This window comes from Campylobacter sp. BCW_6468, assembly GCF_001762865.1.
Taxonomy (GTDB): Bacteria; Campylobacterota; Campylobacteria; order Campylobacterales; family Campylobacteraceae; genus Campylobacter_D; species Campylobacter_D jejuni.
On record NZ_MJXQ01000035.1, the window covers coordinates 18,284 to 41,873 of the forward strand.

Below are 23,590 nucleotides of genomic sequence, written 5' to 3' on the forward strand. Positions count from 1 at the left end.
CTTTCATTTTCCTAAACAAAAATTACCAAACATTTCGTCTAAAATTTCATCTCTTTGAAAATCTTTGGTAAATCTTGCAAGTTCATTAATCGCTAAATTAAGCTCAAAAGCAAAAAGTTCTAAAGAACTTTCCTCTAAAAGCCCTTTAGCTCTAAAAATCGCTTCACTTGAAATTTTACAAGCATTAATAAGATCTAAAGAACTTACCATAATACCTTCGCTATCAAAAGAATTAAAATAATTTTGCAATTCTTCTTTTAATAAAGTGATGTCTTTTTGAGCACTAAGCTTGATAAAATTTTTATTTTGAGTATTTTTGAAAACATTTTCTAAATCACTTTTATTTAAAATCCAAAAGATTTTTTTATCAGTATTTGCTAATAAGTCAAAAATTTTCTCATCTTCTTTATCTTGCACTCTTGAAGCATCAAAGACTGCCAAAATAATATCTGCATCTTCTAAACTTTTTTTACTTAAAGCTACGCCGATTTGTTCTATAACATCTTTACTTTCCCTAATACCCGCTGTATCTATAATGCGTAATAAATGCGTTCCTAATTTAAAGCTCTCTTCTATAGTATCACGAGTGGTGCCTGCTATATCTGAAACAATAGCTCTTTCATAAGAAAGCAAGGCATTTAAAAGCGAAGATTTGCCTACATTTGGCTTACCTACAATAGCGATTTTAAAACCTTCTATGAGTCCTTTTTTGCTTTGAGAAAGCGTATAAATTTCTTTTAAAATTTTAGAATTTTCTTCACACATAGTAGAAATTTGTTCTAATAAATCAGAAGGTAAATCATCATCAGCATAATCAATACTAGTTTCTACAAAAGCTAAAGTTTTAACCAAATCTGTGCGAATTTTTTCTAAAAGTTCTCCTAAGTTTCCTTGCATGTTGCGTGCTATAATTTTAGCTGCAAGTGCAGATTTTGAAAGTATGAGATCTTGTATATTTAAAGCTTTTAAAGGAGTCATTTTGCCATTTAAACACGCTCTTTTGCTAAATTCCCCTGCTAAAGCAAGTCTTGCTCCTAAACTCACAAGTTCTTCGAGTAAAACTTCACTCACACTAAATCCTCCATGAGTTTGAAACTCTACTATATCTTCCCCTGTAAAACTATAAGGGGCTTTAAAATATATCATTATAGCTTCATCGATAATTTCATTATTTTGATTAAAAAGTTTTGTAAAAGTAGCATGGCGTGGGGTAAGTTTGGTTTTGTGGCTAAGCTTTAAGGCAAATTCTAAAGCCCTTTCACCGCTTAATCTTACAATAGAAATCGAACCCACACCATGAGCTGTGGCAATAGCCGCTATAGTATCACTCATCTTTTTTGAAAAAGTCGTTTATTACAACAAATCTTTGATCATTATTTTGCTTAATTCCTACATACTTATCTGGAAATTTAGCTCTTAACTGCTCTAAAGCGATTTTTATCAAAACCCCATCCAAAGGTTTGGTTTGTCCGCGTCCATGAATTTTAATTTTTTCAATCACGTTTTGTAAATAAAGCTGCATACCTTGAATTTGATTTTCTAAAAATTGAGCGATCTCAAGGCGCACTAAAAGATTATATTTTAAATTGATCCAATTATGTAAAAGATAAGAAATAGCCTTGTAACGATGTGCTTCTTTACCTATCATCAAAGCAGCATCTTCCCCATCCAATCGAATCAAAACGCAATCTTCATCATACATTCTAAGTTCACTAAGCTCTATTTTAAACTGGGAGCTTTCTAAAAGTTTTACAAGCTGAATGCGAATCTCATCTAAAATATCCTGAGTATTACGCACTCCTTTGCTTTCTCGATGAAAACTATCAAAAATTTCATCACTTTTTACTGTATATTTTTCTTTTTGGCTTTTATTTTTTTCATTTTTTGTTTCAATCTTGTTTTCTTGTTTTGGCTCATGTGTTTCTGGTTTGTGATTTTTTGAACTTGTAAATTCTTTTTTAGGATTTTTTTTCAAAATCCTTTTTTTTGCTTTAGCCTCTATAATTGCCTTTTTTCTTCCAAATCCAAAAAAACCTTTTCTTGGATGCTGAATAATCTCATATTCTAAGTCCATCACGGAACATTCTAAACTTCTTGAAGCTTCTGTTAAGGCACTTTGAAGATCAATGGCTTCGATTTTCATTTTTCATGCTCCGCTTGTTTTTTGTGATGTTCTTTAGCAAATATTTTATTGATAACCCATTGTTGAACCAAAGAACAAAGGTTATTTACAAACCAATAAAGCGTAAGTCCTGCTGGGAAAGTGATAAAGAAAAAAGTAAAAATCACTGGTAAAAATTTCATAATCTTAGCTTGCATAGGATCTTGTATAGTCATAGGTGTAATAAGTTGTTGTAAAAACATCGTTGCACCCATTAAAATAGGCAAAATGAAATAAGGATCCATTACCGATAAATCATGTATCCAAAACGCCCAAGGAGCTGCTTTTAGCTCAATAGCATTAAGCAAAACGCGATAAATAGCAAAGAAAATAGGAATTTGTAAAAGTATAGGCAAACAACCACTCATAGGATTTGCACCATGTTTTTTATAAAGCTCCATCATGTGCATATTCATTTTTTGTGGATCGCCTTTATAACGCTCTCTAATATCTTTCATTTTAGGAGCAAGATCTTTAAGTTTATTCATAGAAATCATAGACTTATAAGTTAGCGGGAATAAAATAATACGCACAATTAAAGTCATCACAACGATAGCCCAACCCCAATTTCCTATATACTGATGCAAGAAATTCAAAAACTCAAACATAGGCTTAGCAATAAAAGTAAACCAACCATATTCAACAACTGCTTCAAGGCGTGGATCTATACTTCTTAAAATCACATGTTCTTTAGAGCCTATATAGCCCCCTGCTTTAAATTCATTATCACTATAAGCAAAAACTATAGGGTTTTGATTAGCATCCTTGCTGATTGCCACATTTAAAGGTTTATCAAAATTATAAAAGAAAGTTGCATAGTATCTATCAAAAGCCGAAGTCATTACGACATTATTAGCACTTTCATCCTTTTCTACATCTCCATCTTTATAAGTTTCGATGGTTTCTTTATTATCCATTACCAAAGCACCATGAACTGTATAACTATCTACGGCAATATTTGGACGATATCCTGGACTTATAAAATAATTTGCATTCTTGCTGAGTTTAACTTCTATCTCATAATTTCCTTTTGGATAAAAAGTAATATCTTTTTCGATTTTCAATCCAGAAAGATTTTGAGTGAGTTTTAAAACTTGACTTCCATTTTCATCAACAAAAAGATTGCTAGCGTTAGCAACATAAGGAATTTTAAAAGCCTCTGAGTTAATACTTGGATCACTAAAACGCATTTCTAAAGGATAAGGACTATTTTCCTTGCTAACAAGATTTATAAATTCTCCTTTCTCATTTTGGTATTTTTTATCTTTTAAATAAAAAGCAGAAATTCTACCAAAAGAGTCAATTTGTGCTTCAAAATGCTTGCTTTGAACCTTAGATATCACACTATCTTGTGAAACTAAAGCTGCACTTGGAGTATTTGTGGTGGTATTTTGTATATTAGGAGTGTTATTTATGCTTGTGTTTTGTTGATTTTGTTGTGTAATGTTTTGTTCTATTTTTAAAGGTTGTTTTGGAATGAAAAAATAATCGTAAACAACAAAAAATAAAAAAGAAATCACAACAGCTAAAAGTATACGCTTTTGCTGAAAAATATTATTTGAATTATTCACTGATTTGTCCTTTTAAAGATGATTTTTATAAGATAAAAACTTTTATTTTTATAAGGTATATATAAAAAACAAAGTTGTTTTTTTGCTAAAAATATAGGCTTAAAACATAAATTTATAGGATAAAAATTTTTAGAAACTCTAGGATAATCAAAACCCCCTTTAAAAAAAGGGTTGCATCTTAAAACTCTAAAAAAAGTAGAAAAAAAAGCTAGAAAAAAATTCTTTTTTTGAAACTGCCAAAGCGCATACTCAGAACAACTAGGATAATACCTACAAGCAGCGGGTTTTAAAGGGCTTAAGAATTTCTGATAAAAACGGAGTATTTTTAGGCATATCATTTGAAACATTCTAGTTTTTTCAATCCCCATTTTAGATTTTTTTCTAACCTAGAAAAAGAAAGTTCAGTGATTTCATTTTTAGCTACAAAAATATATTTGCCATCTCGAAGATATCTTTCAAACTTAGCAAACAAAGCCCTTAAAATTCGTTTTGAACGATTTCTAACCACTGCTTTTCCAACTTTTTTACTAGCAACAACTGCTATTTTTTTTTCATAACTATTCAGATAAAAAATAATCACACCTTCGCAATGCCATTTTTTACCTATTTTGTATACAGATGAAAATTCCTCGTTTGTGCTAAATTTATCAAAATTTTTCACACAGCAAGTCTTTTTCTACCTTTAGCGCGTCTTGCATTGATCACCTTGCGACCATTTTTAGTTTTCATACGAACACGAAAACCATGAGTACGTTTTCTTGGAGTGCCATGTGGCTGATAAGTTCTTTTCATTTGATTTTTCCTTAAAAAATTATAAAATAAACTTGTATTTTATCTTAATCTTACTTATAAATTGCTTTTGATTAAGAGTAATTTTTAAATTCTTTTGATAAATTTTGAAATTATTTTTAAAAGGTTAAAAATGTCAGAATTTAAAATTATTGATTTAAGACAAGAAGATTTAGATATTTTACAAGAAATGATCATAGAATTTGCAAAATACGAAGATATGTTAGATTTTCTTCAATGCACGAAAGAAAAACTGGAACATTCTTTACTAAAAAATAAATTTGCTCGTGCTTTTTTGTTAAAAGAAAATGAAAAAACTATAGGCTATATGATTTATTTTTATACTTTTTCGTCTTTTTGGGGCAGCGGTGGAATTTATCTTGAAGATATTTATATACGAGAAAATTTTCGTAAAAAAGGTTATGGAAAAGCTGTGTTTAAATTTTTAGGAGAAATTTGCAAAAAAGAAAATTTAAAAAGACTCGACTGGGTTTGCTTAAATGATAATATTTTAGGTATTAATTTTTATGAAAGTTTAAACGCTAAACATCTTAAACAATGGAGAAATTATCGTCTAAGTGGAGAAAATTTAGAAAAATTGTGTGATTTATGATAAGAAGTCTTTATTATTTAAAAGCTATGGGATTTAACTTTGTTGATACACATACAAACCACTTTGAACAAGTACAAAATTTTCAAGAATTAAAACAACTTGTTTCATCTTGCACCTTATGCCAATTTTCCAAAACAAGAAAATTTAGTCTTATGGAACCTAAGATAAAAAATGTCAAATTGCTAATTCTTGATGTTTTTGGGCAAAAGAGTGAAAATGAAAGCGGAATTTTACTTAATTCAAAAAAAGGTGAAAAATTAAAACACTATATTTATCAAATTTTAGGGCTTTGCGATGAAGATTTTTATTTTTCTTATTTATTTAAATGTTTTTGTAATGGAAAATTTGATGATTTTTCGCTACAATCTTGCTTACCATTTTTCTGGAACGAACTAAAACTGATTCAACCTGCTTTTTTGCTTTGTCTAGGAGAATACACATTTAAAAACTTGGGATTTAAAGATTATCACATTTTAAAAGGTGAAGTTTTTGCTTATAAAAATTTTTTCATAATGCCAAGTTATGATTTAGATTTTATAGAAAAAAATCCAAGTTATGAAAAAAATTTCATACAAGATTTAAAAAAAATTAAAGGATTTTTATGAAAAAAATATTTTTAATATTTTTCTTATCTTGCTTTTTGCTTAATGCAAAAGAGCAAAAATTAGTCGATGTAAAACCTGTTGAAAATTTTTATCCTAAATTAAGCGTTCAAGAATGCAACACAAATTGTCTTTTTGATCTTTTAGAGTCAAGATTGTATCTCAGTTTTTTAAGTGAATTTGCAGACCAAAACGATCAATTTTTATCTAATGTTTATGCAAAATTATTAAATTCCATTACTGATTTTGAAAAAAATGTTCAAAAAATTACTTCTGTTAAACTTGCGATAATTATCCCAGAAAAAACCATAAAAAGCTACTCAAATACTATAATAAATTCAAGCATAGCCTATCTTTTAAGACAAAGAGCTGAAATCAAAGTAAAAGTTTTTTTAACCGGCACAGAAGATAGTGATAAAATTCGAGCCGCGCTTGATGCAGCACAAGCTCAAGGATATCAGTATGCCATAGCTGGATTTACCTTAAAAGGTGCTAATGAGTTGAAAAATTACTCAGGAAATATGAAAATTTTCATACCGACTATCCATAAAAACAACATACAAATTTCAAATCAAAATATTATTTTTGGAAGTATTGACTATGATGCTCAAATTGCCACACTTTTAAGCAAATCAAATGCTAATATCGCAATATTTAGCGATGGCTCTGCCTTATCAAGCAATCTAAATTCAAGAATTCTTGCTCAAAATAATAATGCTAGAATATATACCATAGAAGGCGAGAAGCTTGATTTTAGCAGGCTTTTAAGATCACAAGGTGGAGTTAATAATGCCTCAATATTTTTTAACACTCCATTGATCAAAACAGCTCTAGCAAGTTCTCAACTAAGAATTTATAACATTCATCCTTATGTGCTTTTATCCACTCAAATCAACTATAATCCAACATTTTTAAGTTTAACACAACAAGGAGATAGAGAAAATTTTATCATTGCTAATTCTATCAATAACCACGATGATAACTTAGTCTATCTTAATGAAATTTTTAATCAAAGTATAGATTATAACTGGATTGCTTATGCTACTAGCATAGGAATTGATTACTTTTATACCGAATTCCTAAATAAAAAAAGCGAAAGTTTATTTGATGAGAAAATCAAAAATTCTCAAGTTGATTACAAAGTGCGTCTTATGCAAGGTAAGCAAGCAAGCTTTGAAGAATTAAAATAATTCTTCAAAGAGCTTTTTTAACTGCATATCCATTCTAGCTGGTTTTTCGTTTTTAATAAAAGCTAAAGTTGATTCCATTTTAAAAAACAAAATTTCATCTTTATAAATTTCTTGTAAAATTTCCACAGAAGCATTTTTGACTTCTAAAATTTTTGTTTTAATCTCTATCATATCTCCAAGTTTTGCAGGTTTTAAGAAATTGCAATTTGCTTTTGTAAGTAAAAAATGTCCCTTAGACGCATCAAAAATATCTACTTTTTTATTGAAAAAAAATTTCACTTCTTGCTCTCTCGCAAAATTTTAAATAATTACTATGATACACCACTCCACCCGCATCAGTATCTTCATAATACACACGCATTTTCATCGCTTTACCTTAAAAAATATTTCACATTTAAAAAACATTAGATTATACAACGGAAATTCTTTGATATCGCTTTTTAGTTTATATTAAAAAATTCCGTCCAATCTTAATTTAATAAAGCTTTTTAACTTCACTGGGAGGGGGTATAGAGAAATTTTGTTTTAAACTTTCCATTGTTACCTTCTTAAGCATCAACGCTTTTGCAGCCACTCAAGCAAATACTACAGACAATCGAAATTTCAATATTCCAAAGCATTATTTTAATGATAACGAACTTTATGATAAAACCAATTCTACTTATAAAAAACTCCAAGGTATAAATTATTATGCTAAGAGTTCTAAACAATATATTAACAATATTTAACAATCATAAACCAAATATTACAAATATAAACGATTTAAATTTTAACATTATTTACTTACTCCTGATATGAGAGAAGATGAAGTTCTTTCTTTTAAAGCAAGGCATGGTGTTAATACAGCCGATCGTAGTATAAAAAAAACAGTTAGAGTGCTTCCTTTTTTAATCACAGCAAAAACCGATCATGCTGATGCAAGTTATAACAAACTTATATTAGAACAAGGAGAACTTAGTTCGGTTTTTTATCTTAAACCTAAAGATACTCATATAAAAACCCTAGTAATTCCAAAAGCAATCAACGCATGAATTTCTTAATGAGTTCTACCTTTACTCATTATAGTAATGCAAGCTATAACCAAACCATACTTCAAAAAGATGCCCATATTAGTATGGGAGTTGAGAACACTTATGATTTAGCCTTAAATGGTTCTCCTTATTTAATCGGAGCTATAGCCACTTATGGAGATTCTACAAATAATAGTTTAAATATAAAAGCAGGTAGCAGTGTAGAGTTTTTTACTTCCTTGCCTAAAAAAGATAAAAATGGTAATAATACCTTTGATGAAAGAATCACTCACCTTGTAGGTGGTTTAGCTTATTAAGGTAATGTAAAAAACAATAAAATCTTTATCAAAGATGCTAATATAATTATCCATAATCCAAGCAAAGCTTATGCTAGTTTAGCTGCTGCTCATATTAGCGCAGGTTATATAGATAGCGAATCAGATAAAAACTTTCAAGCCAGTAAAAACCTTTTAGACATAGATAGTTTTAATCTTGATATGTATATGAACCATGATAAACAACCCTTAGCTTATAATTCTGTTTTATTTGCTGATTTTTTGGGTGGAAAAACCGAACAAGGACAAGCCTTAGATAATACTATCAATATTAAAAGATATTAAAAACCTAAAAAAATAAAAACAATGAGAACATTTTTGCTCAAGCTTTGTTTAACTTCTACGCAGGAGCTTATAATAATGGAGAAGTAAATTATAATACCTTAAACATAGAATTAAAACATCCTTTAGAAATCGCTAATAACTTCTTAGGTTATAACCAACATTCTTTTTATGGTGACTTTGCAACTAAAGGAGTTAATCATAATACCATTAACATTAAAAACGATCTTACCACAACCGATCTTTCTCAAAGCTATAAAGATGCTTTAAATATTATAGCTGCTAGAGCCTTAGAAGGCAGTGCTGATTATAATAAAGTTTATATTAATAATTCTATGTCAACCTTACCTGTATACATTTATACAGCTAAGAAAAACCTTCTTAATAATCAAGACTTTTATCCTAGTAGTGCTAATAACAATAAAGTATCGATTAAAGATTTTGCTTCTTTTAGAAATCTAACTGTATTAACAGAAGCCAAAGAAGCTTCTTATAATACTATAAATTATAACAATGTTCAAAGCATTACTGATGCAAGTAATATAGATAAAGGTTCTAAAATCATCATAAGAGCTTTAGATAAAGCCAATCATAATATCATAGAAATAAAAAAACTATTCTTCTAATGCAGCTGATAATGCTTATTTGATTATGGCTTATAATGAAGCTGCTTATAATAAAATCATTATCAATGATACTTTATTTGGTGTAGCTTCAGATAAAAGAGAAGGGATTTTAAGTATTATAGCTAGACTTTCAAACAATGGCCATGATAATACCTTAATCATAAACAATCTCAATCTTGATGAGTATAAAAATAACAATTCTGTTTTTATAGCTCCTTCGGCCATTACAGGTTTAAGTGAAGCTAAATCTTATAATAATACCTTATATAGGCGGGAATTTAAATATATTTAAAAACACTTTCATGATATATTAGCAGGAGCCTTAGTACATTATGAAGATAATTATAGTGCTTCTAATGCTATAACTCCTTCAGATATCAGTTTAAGTAAAAACAATAGACTGATTTTAAATACTAAAGTTGAAGCTAGAATTATTAATAACTTTGAGCATTATTATCTTCTTATATCCAATAAAATCAACACAACTCCCCTTTTTGAAGTCATACGATGCTCCTATTAATATTTCTAGCTAGGGAGTATTAGCTCTTTATACCCTCAAAGAGTAATACCCTACCTTAAAAATAAAGAAATCTTAATCTTACAAAGTGAGCAAGGTTTTATAGATGAAAACTCTAATACTTTAAATCAAGAAGAACTTCAAAGCTTTATTGAAAAAATGCAAAAAACAAAGAAGATTTTAAACTAAGTTCTATAGATAGATTAAAAAAGATGAATTTACAAAAGCTTTCTTATGAAGCAAGAATATCTCAAGATGGCAAAAGCATTTACGCAAGGATAAAATAAATCATTCCTATCTTAAAGATAGGAATGATTTATTTGTATTTTTATAAATATAAACAAAAGATTCTTAAATCTTAATCTTACAAAAAGGAGCAAGTCATGAAAAAGTTAAATAAACTTTCTTTGTCTTTAGTTATAGGTTCTTTCTTTTTACACAAAGCTATGCTTTACCAAGTGGGGGTAAGTTCACTTATGGAACAAGTGGAAGTATAAGTGTTAGTGGTGGCACTATGAATATCTCAGGAAGCAAAACAAACTCTGTTATCCAATGGGGTGGTGGTTTTAATATAGCAAGTGGTGAAACTGTAAATTTTGGACAAGGAAAAACTAACCAAAATTATTTAAATATTGCCTATGGTTCTAAAAGCTCTCATTATAGATGGAACACTCAATGGTGGAAGTATTAATGCAAAAAAATTGTTCTGTCTGCTTCATCAATATAGGATAAGGCAAAAGATGGAAAACTTTCAGCATTTGAAGGAGATCCTAAAACAATATCACCTGTAATTAAATCCAATGCAGGAAATGTTATAAATTTAGAAACTATGACAGTACGAGAAGGGATTGCTATGGTGGGAAAATATGTGACGGAATATGATTCTAATAATAATCATGGTAGATATTTTTTTACAAGCACAATAGAAAAACCGGCTTATTTGTATATTTACAGCCCTAATGATTTTTTTACATCTTTAGCAGCAAATGGGCCATCTATGACAGGTGCTACAAAATCTTTAGTTGGAACAGGAGCGATAAAAAATCGTGAAAACTATAAAGAAACTAGCGATCTTATTGCTAAAGATAACATCTCAAATGAAGTTCTAAATTCTATATTTAATGACTTGAAATTTAATTCTAGTGTTGATATTAGCGACTTAAGTAAATTTTATAAAGATGGAAAAATATTAACAGCTGATGAATTAACAAGCATTAATCAAAGTATGGATTTTATTACTGCTTTATATGGACAAACTCAAGATAGCAATAATGCAACATTTGCAAACGCTTTAAAGGAAGTATTGGGAAATTCTTATGGTGATCTAGGAAAAGCTAATCAAGTCATTATTAAAACAAAGGAAATTCTTTCTCAAAATTCCTAAAATGACCGAAGGGCAAGAAAACGCTCAAAAAACTTACGATACTGCTGTAAATGCTTATAATGAAGCAGTTAAAGCTTACAATACAGCTCTAAGTGGTATAACAGGTAATAATGGCGATAAAGTTATTGCAGGTTTAAAACAAGCTGTAGATAAAGTTTCTAGTGATTTACAACAAGCTACAATAGCTCTTCAAATCGCTACAGCGAGTACTAATTCTAGTTTAGAAAATTCTAATAAAACTTTAGCAAGTGCGAGCATAAATGGAACTAGTCATCTTACAGTCAATGAAAATATAGTGCAAACTATAAGCCAGTATCCATTATAAATTTAGGATCTAACAACTCCAACAACGGAAACGATGGAACCGATTCAGGTGATATTAACAATGGTAACAACAACAGTTCTAATAATAACCCAAATGATACCATAGGACAACAAGAACCTGACATTGCTACAGCTTTGTTTATGCAAACTACAGATGAAGATCCAAATATCAATGAAGATGATAAACAAGCAAGTATAGATGAAGCCAGCACTCAATTAAGTGGTAATGCTTGTATAGTATCAGATAATTTTAAAGCAGGAAATCCTTGCTCAAGATAATTAAATTCCAAAAGGTTAAAAGCCTTTTGGATCTTGTTAAAAATTAATAAAACAAAATTTAAAGATTAAAAATCAAAAAAGATTGATAATCAATCAAACAAATATAAAAAATAAAGAAAAATAAAAAGATAAAAAGAAAGAAAAAATAAAAACAGAAAAAGCAAAAAATAAAAAAGATTAAAAACTAAATCTATAAAACAAGCTCTTATGAAATCATTGAAAAGGAAAAACACAAATGAAACGCATTATCTTACTATCTAGTTTAGCTATCTTAAGCCTTTATGCTAGTGATACTAAAGATAATAAAAAACCATACAAATGTTAGAACAATCTCCTTATAAAGAAGATGCTAACTTAAAAAACTACAATAACACTTTAAAAGTAAAAGATGGAGTGATTATCATAGATCATTCTAATACTAGTGATAATAATAATTCAAAAACCACTAACACAAAGAAAAACACTCAAAAAGATAATAACAACACTCAAAAAAATCAACCTAACTTGTCTAATGATAATACTTTAAAAACTAAAACCCCAAATTCAAACACTCCTTCTTTAAAAAATACTTCTAAAGAAGAATCAATTCATAAAGTTAGCTTTAACTTTCATATTACCAATAAAAACATAAACTTTAAAGATCTAGGTTTAGATGAGCAAGTTTTACAAGAAGCCTTAAACGATTACAAAAAAGAAAGTATTTCAGTTCAAGACTTACAAGATATAGCCAATATTATTTCTTATTATGTTCAAGTTAGTGGTTATCCTGCTGCTACAGCTTATATCCCACAACAAGAACTAAAAGATCAAATTCAAATCAATATCACCTTAGGTGTTTTAGGTAAATATGTGGTTCAAAACAATTCTAGTGTAAGAGATTATGCTATAGAAAGCAAATTACCTAATCATAAAGGTGAAATCATCACTACTAAATTAGTAGAAGATGCGGTTTATAAAGTCAATGAAATGTATGGCATACAAACCCTTGCTTCTTTAAAAGCAGGAGATAATCTAGGTGACACAGATATAGTGATAGAAACTACCCCTAGTGATAGCTTTGTTTCTGTATTGTTTTATGGGGATAATTACGGTATAAAAGAATCAGGCAGATATAGGGGTGGTACTAGCATGAGTTTTAATAACATAGCTCATCAAGGAGATAGTCTAATGCTTACTTGCAAAGAAGCGATGAAGCACAAACTAACTATGGTATAAATTATACTACTTTCTTGGGGAATTTAAAAATCACTCGAAGCTATTCTAAAGGAAACTATGCTTTATGGGGAATTTGGAGAGAATTTGACTTTATAGGAATTTCTGAAAATCTAGGTATAAATTTAAAATATCCTTTGGGGATTACGACTTATAATTCTTTTTATTTAACTTCAAGTTATTATCATAAAAAGCTTAGTAATTCAAGATTAAATATCATGACTATAGATAAAAGCTCTGATACAATAAGCTTTGGTATAGAAGGAGTTTATAATGGCATTAGTAATGATAGTTTTTCTTATAGTGCTAATGTAAGCTATGGTAATGTTAAAGATGAAGGTATGACTATAGTAGGTATAGGAACAAGCAAAGTAGGTGGAGTAGAATTTGGAAAATTTGCTAAACTCAATGTCAATCTTAACAATGCTTATTTCCTTAATGATACCTTTACTCATCTTTTTAGTTTAAATTATCAACAAGTTATCAATGGATCTACATTAGATAGTAGTGAAACCATATCTTTAGGAGGTCCTTATGGAGTAAGGGCTTATAATAATGGAGATGGAGAAGGAGATAATGCTGTAGTAGCCAGCTTTGGACTTAGAATGGCTACTCCTTTAAAAGATTTTTATATTACTCCTTTTTATGATATAAGTTATTCTTGGTATGAGAATGATTCTTATACAAACTATATAGATGCTTATGATTTACAACTGCTTTATAATAAAACAGGGAATTTTTATGTCAAGTTTGATTTAGCTAGAGCTTTAAAGAAGTATAAGCTAGATGATGATTATAGTTCTAAAGCTTATGTAATCTTTAGAAAGTATTTTTGAGTTATTTTTGATCAAATATTTAATGCATATAATTTATATTGCCATAAAAGCTTTTAATGTTATAATTTAGCATTAAAAGCAAATGTCAAGGATAAAAATGCAAGAAAATTTACTTGAAAAACAATTTCTAAATCACCCTTTATACGCTAAAATTCAAGAACTTAAAGCTCTCAATCTTGCTTGCAATTTTTCTTTAGATGATAGTGTAAATTTATCTACAAATTCTCAAGCCAAAGATGAAATCTTAGCTATAGCAAAAGAACTTAAACCATGGAGAAAAGGTCCTTTTAAAATAGACGATCTTTTCATCGATACAGAATGGCAAAGTTTTATTAAATTCAACATTCTAAAGCCTTTCATGAACGAAATTTCTCAAAAATGCGTTGCTGATATAGGCTGTAATAATGGTTATTATATGTTTAAAATGCTTGAATTTAATCCTGCAAAACTCATAGGTTTTGATCCTTCTATCAAATACCGTTTGCAATTTGAACTCATTAACGCTTTAGCTAAAACTCCTATAAAATACGAACTTTTAGGCGTAGAAGATCTTCCAAGCTATGGCTTGAAATTTGATGTGATTTTCTGTCTTGGGGTGATTTATCATAGAAGTGATCCTATAAAAATGCTAAAAGATTTAAAAGCAGGACTTAATAAAAATGGAGTTGTTTTTTTAGATACCATGTATATAGAAGATGAGAGAGAAATCGCTCTTGTGCCTAATAAAACTTATTCTAAAATTCCAAATATTTATTTTGTACCAAGCATTAGTGCATTAAAAAACTGGTGTGAAAGAGCAGGATTTAAAGAATTTGAAGTTTTGGCTACAAAAAAAACCGATGAAAACGAACAAAGAAAAACAGAATGGATAGACTCTTTTTCGCTGGAAAATTTCTTAGATCCAAAGGATAAAAATCTTACCATTGAAGGCTATGAAGCACCCAAAAGAGTTTATATACGCATTAAAATATAAATTCTTTTTATTTTTTACCGATATTGAAAATTAGATATTTTGAAGTAGATAAGTAGAATTTAAAGGTTAGATATGGCAAAAAAAGATAATTTTGAAGAATATGCACAACTTGAAGAATACGCATCTGCAGAAGATATATCTCGCGTTAGAGCAGAATTACTCACTTGTCCTGAATTAAACACCTCGCTTGCTGGAACCATTATAGAAATTGATAAAAACTATGCCAAATCAATTTTAATAACCACAAGCGAAATGGTAGCAGATGATCAAAGATTGATTTTTGATGCCTTTATTTTCGCTGCGGCAAACTATGTAGCACAAGCCTCTATCAATAAAGAATTTTCAGTGATTATTGGATCAAAGTGTTTTTTTTATGCTCCGCTTAAATTAGGCGATGTTTTAGAACTTGAAGCTCATGCACTTTTTGACGAAACCTCCAAAAAAAGAGATGTAAAAGTGGTTGGACATGTTAAAGAAGTTAAAATGTTTGAAGGAACGATACAAGTTGTTAGCACCGATGAGCATATATTTAAACTCAAGCGTCCGCCACTTAACACTGTTAAACCTACAGAAAATCAAGAACAAGGTGCCAAAATCAACAATCCAGAAGCTGTAGCAGCTGCATTAATGGCCTCTGTGGGTGGAAAATAATCAAGGAGTCATTTTAATATCTACCCAATTTTTTGGGCAATCCTTATGATAAGTTCCACTTCCATCATAATACTCTTTACAATCATCATAAAAACGATTTGAAATCCCTCTTTCATTTACAAAACATCCAGAAATTCCTAAAGCTAATAGCACCATTAAAGTATATTTTTTCATGTTTTTCCTTAGAATTTATTGTGTTTTCTCCATTTATAAGGCTCTATAGGATTACTCTCTTTCCAAAGACCTAAATGATTTTTCTTAGCATTTTCTTGTTCTTTGGTATAAGCGTTACTATAGTAAGTATCAGCCCAAGCATAGCCTTTGCTTACTAAAAATCGATTAATATCAACATCATTAAGCTTTACAATAGCAACAATTCTACCATAAGTATCTTTATTTTTATAAATAATTTCAACTTGTTTGCCGCTTAAAATTCTACTTAAAGCTTCTTTTGATTGCTTTCCAAAACTTTGTTTAAGTTCTGGTGCATCTATACCAAAAAATCTTATTCTAGCGAGTTTGTTTTCATGATTAACTTCTATAGTATCTCCATCAATAATTCTAACTACTTTTCCTTCAAAACTAGAATTTTGGGCAATATAGTTCTGGATAAAAACAACTACAAGAGTGAAGATTAATACAGAAAAAAGTTTTTTTGGATCACTTAATAATTTTCTTAGATTAAATAATTTTTTATAATTTATTCTCATTTTTTAATCATTTTGCCTTTAAATTTTAAAAAATATGCCATAATTTTATCAAAACAAAGGAGATAAAATGCAAAATGTTATAGAAAATTTTAAACAATTATGCAAAATTCCTCATTGCAGTTATGAAACAGAACAAATGAAAGAATTTTTAAGCTCTTACGCCAAAGATAAAGGCTTTAAGGTGAGTGTAGATAAGGCAGGAAATATCCATGCCATAAAAGGCAAACCAAAAATTTGTCTACAAAGCCATTATGATATGGTCTGTATGGGCGATGCACCAAACTTAGAAGTTTATGAAGAAAATGGCTTTTTAAGAGCCAAAAATTCAAGTCTTGGTGCAGATAATGGCATAGGTATAGCCATCATGATGAGTGCTATGGCTGAATTTGAAAATTTAGAATGTCTTTTTACAAACGATGAAGAAGTAGGACTCATGGGAGTGAATTCACTCGAGCACACTTTAGAATCTAAAATGCTTTTAAATTTAGATCATGAAAGCGATGATGAGATCATGATAGGCTGTGCAGGTGGAGTAGATATAGAAGCAAGTTTGTCTTTTAATACCCTTAGAAAAAAGGGTAAAATTTATGAGCTTTGTGCGCAAAATTTTAAAGGTGGACACTCAGGCATAAATATCATACGCAATGAAAAAAGTTCCATCAAAGAAATGGCTAAATTCATACAAGAGAATGAAGGAGAAATCATTTCTTTTGAAGGCGGAGAAAGAATCAATTCTATACCTAAACACGCCAAAGCTTTAGTGCATTTTAAAGATGAAGTAAAGAGTAATAACTGGATAAAATGTGAATTTAAAGAAGAAGGCGAATTTGAAATTTGCGATCAAAGTAAAAAACTTTTAAGCCTTATAAATTCTTTCACTCATGGAGTTAGAGCTTATGATGAAAATCTAGATATAGTTCAAACAAGCATTAACCTAGCTACTTTAAGAATGCAAGATAACCAAATCAAATTCGCACTTTTTGCAAGATCTAATATACTTGATGGACTTAAGCAAGTAGAATTTGAAACTTTAGAATTTTTCAAGGCTTTTGATTTTAAAGTAAGAAGTTTTAATTTCTATCCACCTTGGGAAGGCAAACCAAACGCACTTAGCGACATGGTTTTTAAAGCGCTTAAAAAAGTATCGCCTAATGCCAAAGTTTCAGCTATCCATGCAGGGCTTGAGTGTGGCATTATAGAGAAAAAACAAGAGCTTTTATGCGCTTCTATAGGCCCAAATATCCATAATCCTCATTCAACTGATGAGCATTGTGAAATCGCTTCAGTTGAAAAAATATCTAAGGTTGTTTTTGAAGTTTTAAAAGACAATGCTTAATTCTTTAATCTTGCTTCTTGCAAAAACGCGTTTTAACAAAAACACGCAAAGCAAGGAACAAGATCCCACTATAGCAAGATAAATACCCAAATACTCTTTATAAAAAGCATTAACTATAAAAGGGGTTAAAAAACCTAAAATCGCATAAGAAATATTATAAGCAAAACTAAGCCCGCTAAATTTCAGTTCACTTTTAAAAATTTGCGTCATAAAAACAGGCGCGAAAGTAATAATACCTTGTGCAAAACAAGCCAGTAAAAAATAAAATAAAAAATTCTCATCATAAAAACTAAAAAGCACACCAAAAATAATAAAAGCTATACTAAAAATAAAACAAATCCTATAGCTTCCCCATTTGCTTGCTAAAAAACCTTGAAATAAAGCTCCAAAAATCACCGCTAAAATAGCAAAATTTTGCACCCATAAAGCAGAAGTTTTACTCATAGCTAAAAGACTTTCAAAATACTTAGGTAAAATCATCAAAGTTGCCACACCGCTTGTTAAAACCATGGTCATTAAAAAACAAACAAGCATACTCATTTTATGAGTTTTTAAAGCTTCGAACAATGGAAAACTTAAAATTTTCTTTTCATTTTGAACTTTTATAAATTCTGGAGTTTCGCTGAGTTTATTTCTTAAAAACAAAGCTAAAATTCCAAAAAATCCTCCTATGATAAAAGGAATTCTCCAAGCATAGCTTTGAACTTCTTCTGGGGTAAAATAAGATCTTATGCCTAAAGTGGCAATATTTCCTAGCAATAAACCTATGGTTAAAGTCGCTGAAATAAAACCAAGAGCTAAAGGAATTTGACGCCCTTTGACAAATTCGCTCACATAAATCCAAGCTCCGCTCACCTCAGTTCCAACGGCTAAACCTTGCAAAATGCGTATAGTAAATAAAATCAAAGTAGCAAATATACCTATACTTTCATAACTTGGCAAAAAAGCTAAAGCAAAACTAGGCAAAACCATCAAAAGCATAGAAATATAAAAAATATTCTTTCTTCCATATCTATCAGCAAAATGTGCCATCACAATAGAACCAAAAGGACGCGCTAAATAAGCAGCACCAAAGGCTATATAAGCATTTATCTGCATCCAAAAAGCATCATTTTGCGGAAAGAATACCTTAGCAAAAATATCCAAAAAAAAGGCAAAAAGCACAAAATCATAAAATTCTAAAATTCCACCCAAAGAAGCATAAATAATATTTTTGTATTTTTTTTGCATATTTTATCCTAAATCAATATAAAGGGCAAAAAGCCCTTTATTAAATTTTTCCACCTTCAATCACTACATCATCAGCCTTAACATCATCTCCAAAATGAGCTTTTAAAGTTTCATCATAAGCCTTGTGAAAAAACTGCTCTTGGCCTAGTTTAATGATCAAATTATCGATAAATTCTTTAAGTTCTTTATCGCCTTTTTTAACCGCTGGTGCGATAACATCTTTGTTACCTAACTCTTTGATACCCATTTTAAAATCAGGATGATCTTTCACCCAAGCAAAAAGCAAGGTATTATCATGACTTAAAGCATCGCCTCTTTTATCCATCAAAGCGGCAAAGGTTTCGGTATTTTGATCATATTTTAAAGTTTTAATATTAGGATAATTTTGCGTAAAATAAGCATCTGCTGTTGTACCTTTGTTTAAAAGCAAGGTTTTATCTTTTAAATCTTCTACGCTAGTTATATTACTATCCTTTGGTACAGCTACGCCTAAAGCTACCTTCATATAAGGCAAGCAAAAATCAACCTGTTCTGCCCTTTGCGGAGTTTGAGTAAAATTAGCCAAAATAATATCTACTTTATTTGATTTTAAAAACTCAACCCTATTTGCAGCTTCAACAAGAACAAATTGCACCTTATTTTCATCGCCAAAAAGTTCTTTTGCTATGCGTTTAGCTAAAGCTATATCATAGCCTTGATTGTTTCCTTTTTCATCTACATAACCAAAAGGTGGTTTATCGCCAAATACCCCAATCCTAACAACTCCATTTTGCTTGATCTTATCAAGAGAATTTAAAGTTTTAGAGTCAGAATTTCCTCCACAAGCAGCCAATACTACTGCAACAAAGGTCGTTAAAACACTTAGAAGTATTTTTTTCATACATTTCCTTTCTTTAAAAATAAGCTTAAAGCTGTTGCAAAAATATATAATAATTGCAAAGTTAATTATACTTAAAATTATAAATAATGCATTTGAAACAAACTAAAAAGATTTTCCTATGTGTAAAAATGTAATTAATCACACACTCTCTTTTAGTATTGTTTAAATTTTAAGTAAAAAAAGATATAATCTTTTTTTTAAATTTTTTAAGGAGAAAACTATGAAAAAAGGTATTTTTCTCTCTATTGGAATAGCTGTTTTGTTTTCAGCTTGCGGAAATTCCATAGATGAAAAAACAGTTAAAAAATATGAAAATCAACTAAATCAAACAGTTAAACAAGAAATTGCAAGTCTTTCTCAGGACTCTGGAATAAAGATTGAATTTTCTGATTTTAAATGCAATGCAGATGGTGATTTTATAGCGTGTTTAAGTCCAAATTTCAAAACTCTTGCAAAAGATAATAACGATGAGTATCAAGAACTATTTCAAGCAAAAAATATCAAAATTCGTTCAAATGAAATTTACAAAGGCGAAGCAAATACATCAATTAGCATTAAAGAATATTACAACGATCTTTTTAAAAACCAAAAAAGCATACAATCAAATTTGGTTTTTGAAGATTTTAAACTTGGAGAAAAAGTTGTTAGTGACATCAATGCAAGCTTATTTCAACAAGATCCAAAAATCAGATCTTTTATCAATAAATTAAGCTCGGATTCTTATACTTTATCATTTGATAACTCTATAAACAAACAAGAAAACAATTATCTAGATAATCTTGATATAAAATTTTATAACGCAAAATTAAATTTCAATACAAATCTAAATATAAATCTAAAAGAAGATTTGCTTAATTACCTTGATTCTAAGGGTATAAAATTTAACACTCAAACTTTAGCTATGGATGAACAAGCTATCAATGAACTTCTTAATATAGCAAACTACGAACAAGCTTCAGATTTTAGCAATACAATCCAAAAATACATCATCTTAAACAATTTTAAAATTGATTCAACTCTTAAAACCGAAGGCGTATTTAGTAGCTATATAACAACTGCTAAGGAAAATTTACAAACCTTAAAAACTCAAAGTCAAAATGAAGAACAAGCATTAATCTTTGATAAAGCTTTAGCTATTTTAAACAATATCACTCAAAATGATGATTATAAACTCAATCTTGATTTAAAATTTAAAAACATCCCTGTTAGTGACTATAGCACACAGGGAATCGACAGCATAGAAAAACTAAGCATCAACAATCAAGATGCCACAGAAGCGTTAAAAATTATACTTCCATTTATCATGTTTTCTATGTTAATGGGCGGAGCGTCATTTTAAATTTTAAAATGATAAAAACTTCAAAAACATTAAAAGCAAGATTAAATTTCTTTGCTCTTAATGTTTTCATAACATTAACAAAAAAGGCTAAAATGAAAATTTTATTCTCCCCTAGTGAAAGCAAAAATGAAAATTGTACAAAAAATCCCATCGATGAAAACTCATTTATATTTAAAGAATTATTTCCTTATAGAATGGAAGCTTTAAAGCATTATGGAGAATTTATCAAAAATGCAAGTTTAAAAAAATTACAAGAACTTTTTGGCATTAAAAACGAAAATGAAATTGATAAATTTAAACACGACTTAAAACAAGCTCCCACTCAAGAAGCTATATTGCTTTATACTGGGGTAAGTTATGAATATCTTAATTTTAAAGCTTTAGATAAAAAAAGTCAAGCTTATATTTTAGAAAATACTCTTATATTTTCTAATCTTTTTGGCGTTGTAAGAGCTAATGATACCCTACCTTTTTATAAATTCAAGCAAGGGGCTAAAATAGGAAATTTTGCCATAGAGAAATTTTATAAAGAACATTTTAGTAAAGCCTTAGATGAATACTTAGAAAATAAAGAAATACTTGACCTTAGAGCAGGATTTTATGATAAATTCTACACCCCAAAAAAGAAATTTTATACTTATAAATTTGTAAAAAATGGTAAAGTCATCAGTCATTTTGCTAAAGCTTATAGGGGAATTTTACTCTCCATAAGTGCAAAAAACCAAATAAAAAACAATAAAGAGCTTTTAGCAAACCTTCCTTCAAACCTAAAACTCAAAGAAATTCAAATCAAAGGTTTAAAGGAAGAAATTGTGCTTGAAATTCTAGATTAGTTTTTATTTTAAGTATTTTAAAGCTAGCTTCGCATAATAACTTGCAGCCCTAGCTAAAAGCTTATCATTAAAAACATAACTAGAATTATGTAAATAAATGTCGTTTTCATTTTCTAAAAAAGCATAGGCACATTTTTTCATTTCGCAAAAAAATCCAAAATCCTCACTTGCCATTAAAGGACGATGATTAAATTCACAATTTTTTTCGCCAAATAATTCTTTTGCAACCTCACTAGCAAAATCCACAGCTTCATCGTTATTCATAGTCACTGGTGCAACAACATTTTTATTGATTTTAATCTCTATATCATTAGCCTGTGCAAGACCTTTACAAATTTTATAAATTTTTTCTTCAGTTAGCTTTCTAGTTTCATTATCTAATGCTCTAACACTCATTTTAATCGTTGCAATATCTGGAATGATATTAAAAGCATGTCCTGCATTAAAAGCTCCTATGCTTACAACTGCTGAATTTTGGGGATCAACATTGCGAGATACTATGCTTTGTAAAGCCACAACAAGTAAAGAAGCAGCATAAATAGGATCTTTTGCCTTTTCTGGAGCACTTCCATGACCACCTCTTCCAATAACTTCAATGCTATAACTATCCGAAGAAGCCATCATCGCACCTTTTTTAAGATAAAATTTCTTATCGCTACCAAAAGGCATATTGTGCCATCCAAAAACATAATCACTATCAAATTTTTCAAACAATCCATCTTCTATCATTGCCTTAGCACCACCCAAACCCTCTTCAGCAGGTTGAAAATAAAGATTTAAAGTGCCATTAAAATTCTGACTTGCTAAATACTTTGCAGCAAGCAATAAAGAAGTAGTATGTCCATCATGACCGCAAGCATGCATTACATTTTCTTTTTTGCTTTTATAAGGCAAATTTGTGCATTCTTGCAAAGGCAAAGCATCCATATCTGCACGAAGTCCTATTTTTTTATCGCTATTCCCCTTTTTTAAAACCCCCACAACGCCTGTTTTTCCTATTTCCTCATAAACCTCATAACCAAATTCTTTTAATTTTTGCGCCACTAATTTTGCAGTACATAATTCATCAAAACCAAGCTCAGGATTTTCATGAATTTGATGACGAATTTTTTCAAATTCGCCTTGTAAGTCTAGTATTTCTGGAATTAAATTCATTCTATTTTTCTCCTTGTATAAAATTTTCTCTTCTAGGTAAAACAAATTGTGCTAAGATCGCTGAAATAAAAATCAAAGCAAAAATATAAACAAAACCCAAAGTAAAACTATGGGTTTTATCAACACTCCAAGATACTACCCATAGGTTAAATGATAGTATAACAAAGGTAATACTCCAAAAAGCACTCATAATATAAGCAGTTTGATTTGGGTTGGAATTTTTTAATTCTGAAGGTAGATTAAAGAAAAATGGAAACCACATAGAATAAAAAATGCCTGATAACACAGCAAAAATCTGTATCAATACTAAATTTTGTAAAAATAACATACAAAATCCGCATATAAAAATACACGCTCCTCCAGACAATAGCATTATTTTAAAAGAAATATTTTTTCTTTTAAAAAATAATCCAAGATAAGGACCAAAAATTTTCGCAACTACTATCATGCTAGTGATTAAAGTAGCTTGCTGAGTATTTAGGGCAAGATCATTTGAAATCAAAGGCATTAAAGACCCTGTTGCTGCCCAAGAGATACTAAAAACAGCATAAACACTAAAAATGATAAATTCAACTCCAATGCGTCTAAAATGAAATAAAAGTGATTTTTCCATATCAAAATCCTTTTTAGATATTTATTAAAATATAACATAAAAAAATAAGATATTTATTATCTTTAATTATTTTTTTAATTTAATTATTTTTTTATATATTTTTTTGTTACTTTTCGAAAATTTATATATAAGTTTAAAG

24 protein-coding genes and 4 pseudogenes are annotated in these 23,590 nt (G+C 29.4%); 15 read left to right on the forward strand and 13 right to left on the reverse strand.

Going from position 1 to position 23,590, the window contains the following annotated elements:
- Window positions 1-3: 3 nt before the first annotated feature.
- Genes mnmE through rpmH form a run of 6 tightly spaced genes read right to left on the reverse strand, consistent with a single transcriptional unit; the run spans window position 4 to window position 4,524 of the window.
- The gene (gene mnmE, locus AJ889_RS05275) at window positions 4-1,332 is read right to left on the reverse strand and encodes a tRNA uridine-5-carboxymethylaminomethyl(34) synthesis GTPase MnmE (RefSeq protein ID WP_002860712.1); all 1,329 of its coding nucleotides are present in this window, start codon (window positions 1,330-1,332) and stop codon (window positions 4-6) included.
- Entirely contained in the window at window positions 1,325-2,143 is an 819-nt protein-coding gene (locus AJ889_RS05280) for a Jag N-terminal domain-containing protein (RefSeq protein ID WP_002869900.1), read from the reverse strand. Before AJ889_RS05280 ends, mnmE begins: the two co-directional genes overlap by 8 nt.
- Window positions 2,140-3,732 (reverse strand): membrane protein insertase YidC, encoded by a 1,593-nt coding sequence (gene yidC, locus AJ889_RS05285; protein ID WP_002867428.1) that lies wholly within the window; start codon window positions 3,730-3,732, stop codon window positions 2,140-2,142. Before yidC ends, AJ889_RS05280 begins: the two co-directional genes overlap by 4 nt.
- The gene (gene yidD / locus AJ889_RS05290; RefSeq protein WP_002869899.1) at window positions 3,729-4,070 is read right to left on the reverse strand and encodes a membrane protein insertion efficiency factor YidD; all 342 of its coding nucleotides are present in this window, start codon (window positions 4,068-4,070) and stop codon (window positions 3,729-3,731) included. The genes yidC and yidD overlap by 4 nt, the downstream gene beginning before the upstream one ends.
- Entirely contained in the window at window positions 4,067-4,393 is a 327-nt protein-coding gene (rnpA, locus tag AJ889_RS05295; protein ID WP_002859217.1) for a ribonuclease P protein component, read from the reverse strand. The genes yidD and rnpA overlap by 4 nt, the downstream gene beginning before the upstream one ends.
- Window positions 4,390-4,524 carry a 50S ribosomal protein L34 gene (gene rpmH, locus AJ889_RS05300; RefSeq protein WP_002776864.1) on the reverse strand — a complete coding sequence of 45 codons (135 nt, stop codon included), beginning with the start codon at window positions 4,522-4,524 and terminating at the stop codon, window positions 4,390-4,392. Before rpmH ends, rnpA begins: the two co-directional genes overlap by 4 nt.
- A 130-nt stretch (window positions 4,525-4,654) precedes the next feature.
- Here rpmH and AJ889_RS05305 point away from each other — a divergent pair, with 130 nt between their 5' ends.
- Genes AJ889_RS05305 through AJ889_RS05315 form a run of 3 tightly spaced genes read left to right on the forward strand, consistent with a single transcriptional unit; the run spans window position 4,655 to window position 6,926 of the window.
- Window positions 4,655-5,134 carry a GNAT family N-acetyltransferase gene (locus AJ889_RS05305; RefSeq protein ID WP_002867426.1) on the forward strand — a complete coding sequence of 160 codons (480 nt, stop codon included), beginning with the start codon at window positions 4,655-4,657 and terminating at the stop codon, window positions 5,132-5,134.
- Window positions 5,131-5,739 carry a uracil-DNA glycosylase family protein gene (locus tag AJ889_RS09430; protein ID WP_002859215.1) on the forward strand — a complete coding sequence of 203 codons (609 nt, stop codon included), beginning with the start codon at window positions 5,131-5,133 and terminating at the stop codon, window positions 5,737-5,739. Before AJ889_RS05305 ends, AJ889_RS09430 begins: the two co-directional genes overlap by 4 nt.
- Window positions 5,736-6,926, forward strand: coding sequence for a hypothetical protein (locus tag AJ889_RS05315; RefSeq protein WP_032584398.1), 1,191 nt, complete (start codon window positions 5,736-5,738; stop codon window positions 6,924-6,926). The genes AJ889_RS09430 and AJ889_RS05315 overlap by 4 nt, the downstream gene beginning before the upstream one ends.
- Here the strand turns inward: AJ889_RS05315 and AJ889_RS05320 are convergent.
- Window positions 6,918-7,293, reverse strand: a pseudogene (locus tag AJ889_RS05320) (YbgC/FadM family acyl-CoA thioesterase). The gene AJ889_RS05315 and the pseudogene AJ889_RS05320 sit on opposite strands and share 9 nt — an antisense overlap.
- A gap of 142 nt (window positions 7,294-7,435) precedes the next feature.
- Here AJ889_RS05320 and AJ889_RS09205 point away from each other — a divergent pair.
- The 9 genes and pseudogenes from AJ889_RS09205 (at window position 7,436) to AJ889_RS05365 (ending at window position 15,355) form a co-directional block, all read left to right on the forward strand.
- A pseudogene (locus tag AJ889_RS09205) lies at window positions 7,436-9,712 on the forward strand (hypothetical protein).
- Between the two features lie 498 nt (window positions 9,713-10,210).
- Complete coding sequence (locus tag AJ889_RS09665; RefSeq protein WP_011049821.1) at window positions 10,211-10,387, forward strand: hemagglutinin; 177 nt, start codon at window positions 10,211-10,213, stop codon at window positions 10,385-10,387.
- A 138-nt stretch (window positions 10,388-10,525) separates the two neighbouring features.
- Window positions 10,526-11,080: a hemagglutinin gene (locus tag AJ889_RS05345; protein ID WP_224362619.1), complete on the forward strand. Its 555-nt coding sequence runs from the start codon at window positions 10,526-10,528 to the stop codon at window positions 11,078-11,080.
- Window position 11,081: 1 nt separating this feature from the next.
- Window positions 11,082-11,405 (forward strand): hypothetical protein, encoded by a 324-nt coding sequence (locus AJ889_RS05350; RefSeq protein WP_032584410.1) that lies wholly within the window; start codon window positions 11,082-11,084, stop codon window positions 11,403-11,405.
- Between the two features lie 140 nt (window positions 11,406-11,545).
- Window positions 11,546-11,683 carry a hypothetical protein gene (locus tag AJ889_RS09435; protein WP_172178820.1) on the forward strand — a complete coding sequence of 46 codons (138 nt, stop codon included), beginning with the start codon at window positions 11,546-11,548 and terminating at the stop codon, window positions 11,681-11,683.
- Window positions 11,671-11,759: pseudogene (locus AJ889_RS09925) on the forward strand (hypothetical protein); the annotation flags it as partial. The gene AJ889_RS09435 and the pseudogene AJ889_RS09925, both read left to right, overlap by 13 nt.
- Window positions 11,760-12,076: 317 nt before the next feature.
- A pseudogene (locus AJ889_RS05355) lies at window positions 12,077-13,731 on the forward strand (ShlB/FhaC/HecB family hemolysin secretion/activation protein).
- Window positions 13,732-13,813: 82 nt separating this feature from the next.
- On the forward strand, window positions 13,814-14,704 hold the full coding sequence (gene cmoB, locus AJ889_RS05360; protein ID WP_002859209.1) for a tRNA 5-methoxyuridine(34)/uridine 5-oxyacetic acid(34) synthase CmoB: 891 nt from the start codon (window positions 13,814-13,816) through the stop codon (window positions 14,702-14,704).
- A gap of 72 nt (window positions 14,705-14,776) precedes the next feature.
- Window positions 14,777-15,355 (forward strand): hypothetical protein, encoded by a 579-nt coding sequence (locus AJ889_RS05365; protein WP_070293286.1) that lies wholly within the window; start codon window positions 14,777-14,779, stop codon window positions 15,353-15,355.
- On the opposite strand, the gene AJ889_RS05370 is transcribed toward AJ889_RS05365, so the two are convergent.
- The gene (locus AJ889_RS05370; protein WP_002853638.1) at window positions 15,356-15,529 is read right to left on the reverse strand and encodes a hypothetical protein; all 174 of its coding nucleotides are present in this window, start codon (window positions 15,527-15,529) and stop codon (window positions 15,356-15,358) included.
- 8 nt (window positions 15,530-15,537) lie between these two features.
- Window positions 15,538-16,065: a thermonuclease family protein gene (locus AJ889_RS05375; RefSeq protein ID WP_002853671.1), complete on the reverse strand. Its 528-nt coding sequence runs from the start codon at window positions 16,063-16,065 to the stop codon at window positions 15,538-15,540.
- A 67-nt stretch (window positions 16,066-16,132) separates the two neighbouring features.
- On the opposite strand from AJ889_RS05375, the gene AJ889_RS05380 reads away from it, so the two are divergent.
- Window positions 16,133-17,401 (forward strand): M20/M25/M40 family metallo-hydrolase, encoded by a 1,269-nt coding sequence (locus AJ889_RS05380; protein WP_052775773.1) that lies wholly within the window; start codon window positions 16,133-16,135, stop codon window positions 17,399-17,401.
- Here the strand turns inward: AJ889_RS05380 and AJ889_RS05385 are convergent.
- Both AJ889_RS05385 and AJ889_RS05390 read right to left on the reverse strand, forming a co-directional pair.
- Entirely contained in the window at window positions 17,384-18,631 is a 1,248-nt protein-coding gene (locus AJ889_RS05385) for an MFS transporter (protein WP_002853620.1), read from the reverse strand. The two genes, AJ889_RS05380 and AJ889_RS05385, sit on opposite strands and share 18 nt — an antisense overlap.
- Before the next feature lie 40 nt (window positions 18,632-18,671).
- A complete protein-coding gene (locus tag AJ889_RS05390; RefSeq protein ID WP_002860724.1) occupies window positions 18,672-19,511 on the reverse strand; it encodes a cysteine ABC transporter substrate-binding protein in 840 nt (279 codons plus the stop codon).
- A gap of 220 nt (window positions 19,512-19,731) precedes the next feature.
- On the opposite strand from AJ889_RS05390, the gene jlpA reads away from it, so the two are divergent.
- Both jlpA and AJ889_RS05400 read left to right on the forward strand, forming a co-directional pair.
- On the forward strand, window positions 19,732-20,850 hold the full coding sequence (gene jlpA / locus AJ889_RS05395; RefSeq protein ID WP_004308480.1) for a lipoprotein adhesin JlpA: 1,119 nt from the start codon (window positions 19,732-19,734) through the stop codon (window positions 20,848-20,850).
- A 92-nt stretch (window positions 20,851-20,942) separates the two neighbouring features.
- Entirely contained in the window at window positions 20,943-21,683 is a 741-nt protein-coding gene (locus tag AJ889_RS05400) for a YaaA family protein (protein ID WP_032584418.1), read from the forward strand.
- Between the two features lie 3 nt (window positions 21,684-21,686).
- Here AJ889_RS05400 and AJ889_RS05405 read toward each other — a convergent pair whose 3' ends face one another.
- Complete coding sequence (locus AJ889_RS05405) at window positions 21,687-22,838, reverse strand: M20 aminoacylase family protein (RefSeq protein ID WP_002860727.1); 1,152 nt, start codon at window positions 22,836-22,838, stop codon at window positions 21,687-21,689.
- A 1-nt stretch (window position 22,839) separates the two neighbouring features.
- The gene (locus AJ889_RS05410) at window positions 22,840-23,451 is read right to left on the reverse strand and encodes a hypothetical protein (RefSeq protein WP_032584420.1); all 612 of its coding nucleotides are present in this window, start codon (window positions 23,449-23,451) and stop codon (window positions 22,840-22,842) included.
- Window positions 23,452-23,590: the final 139 nt, after the last annotated feature.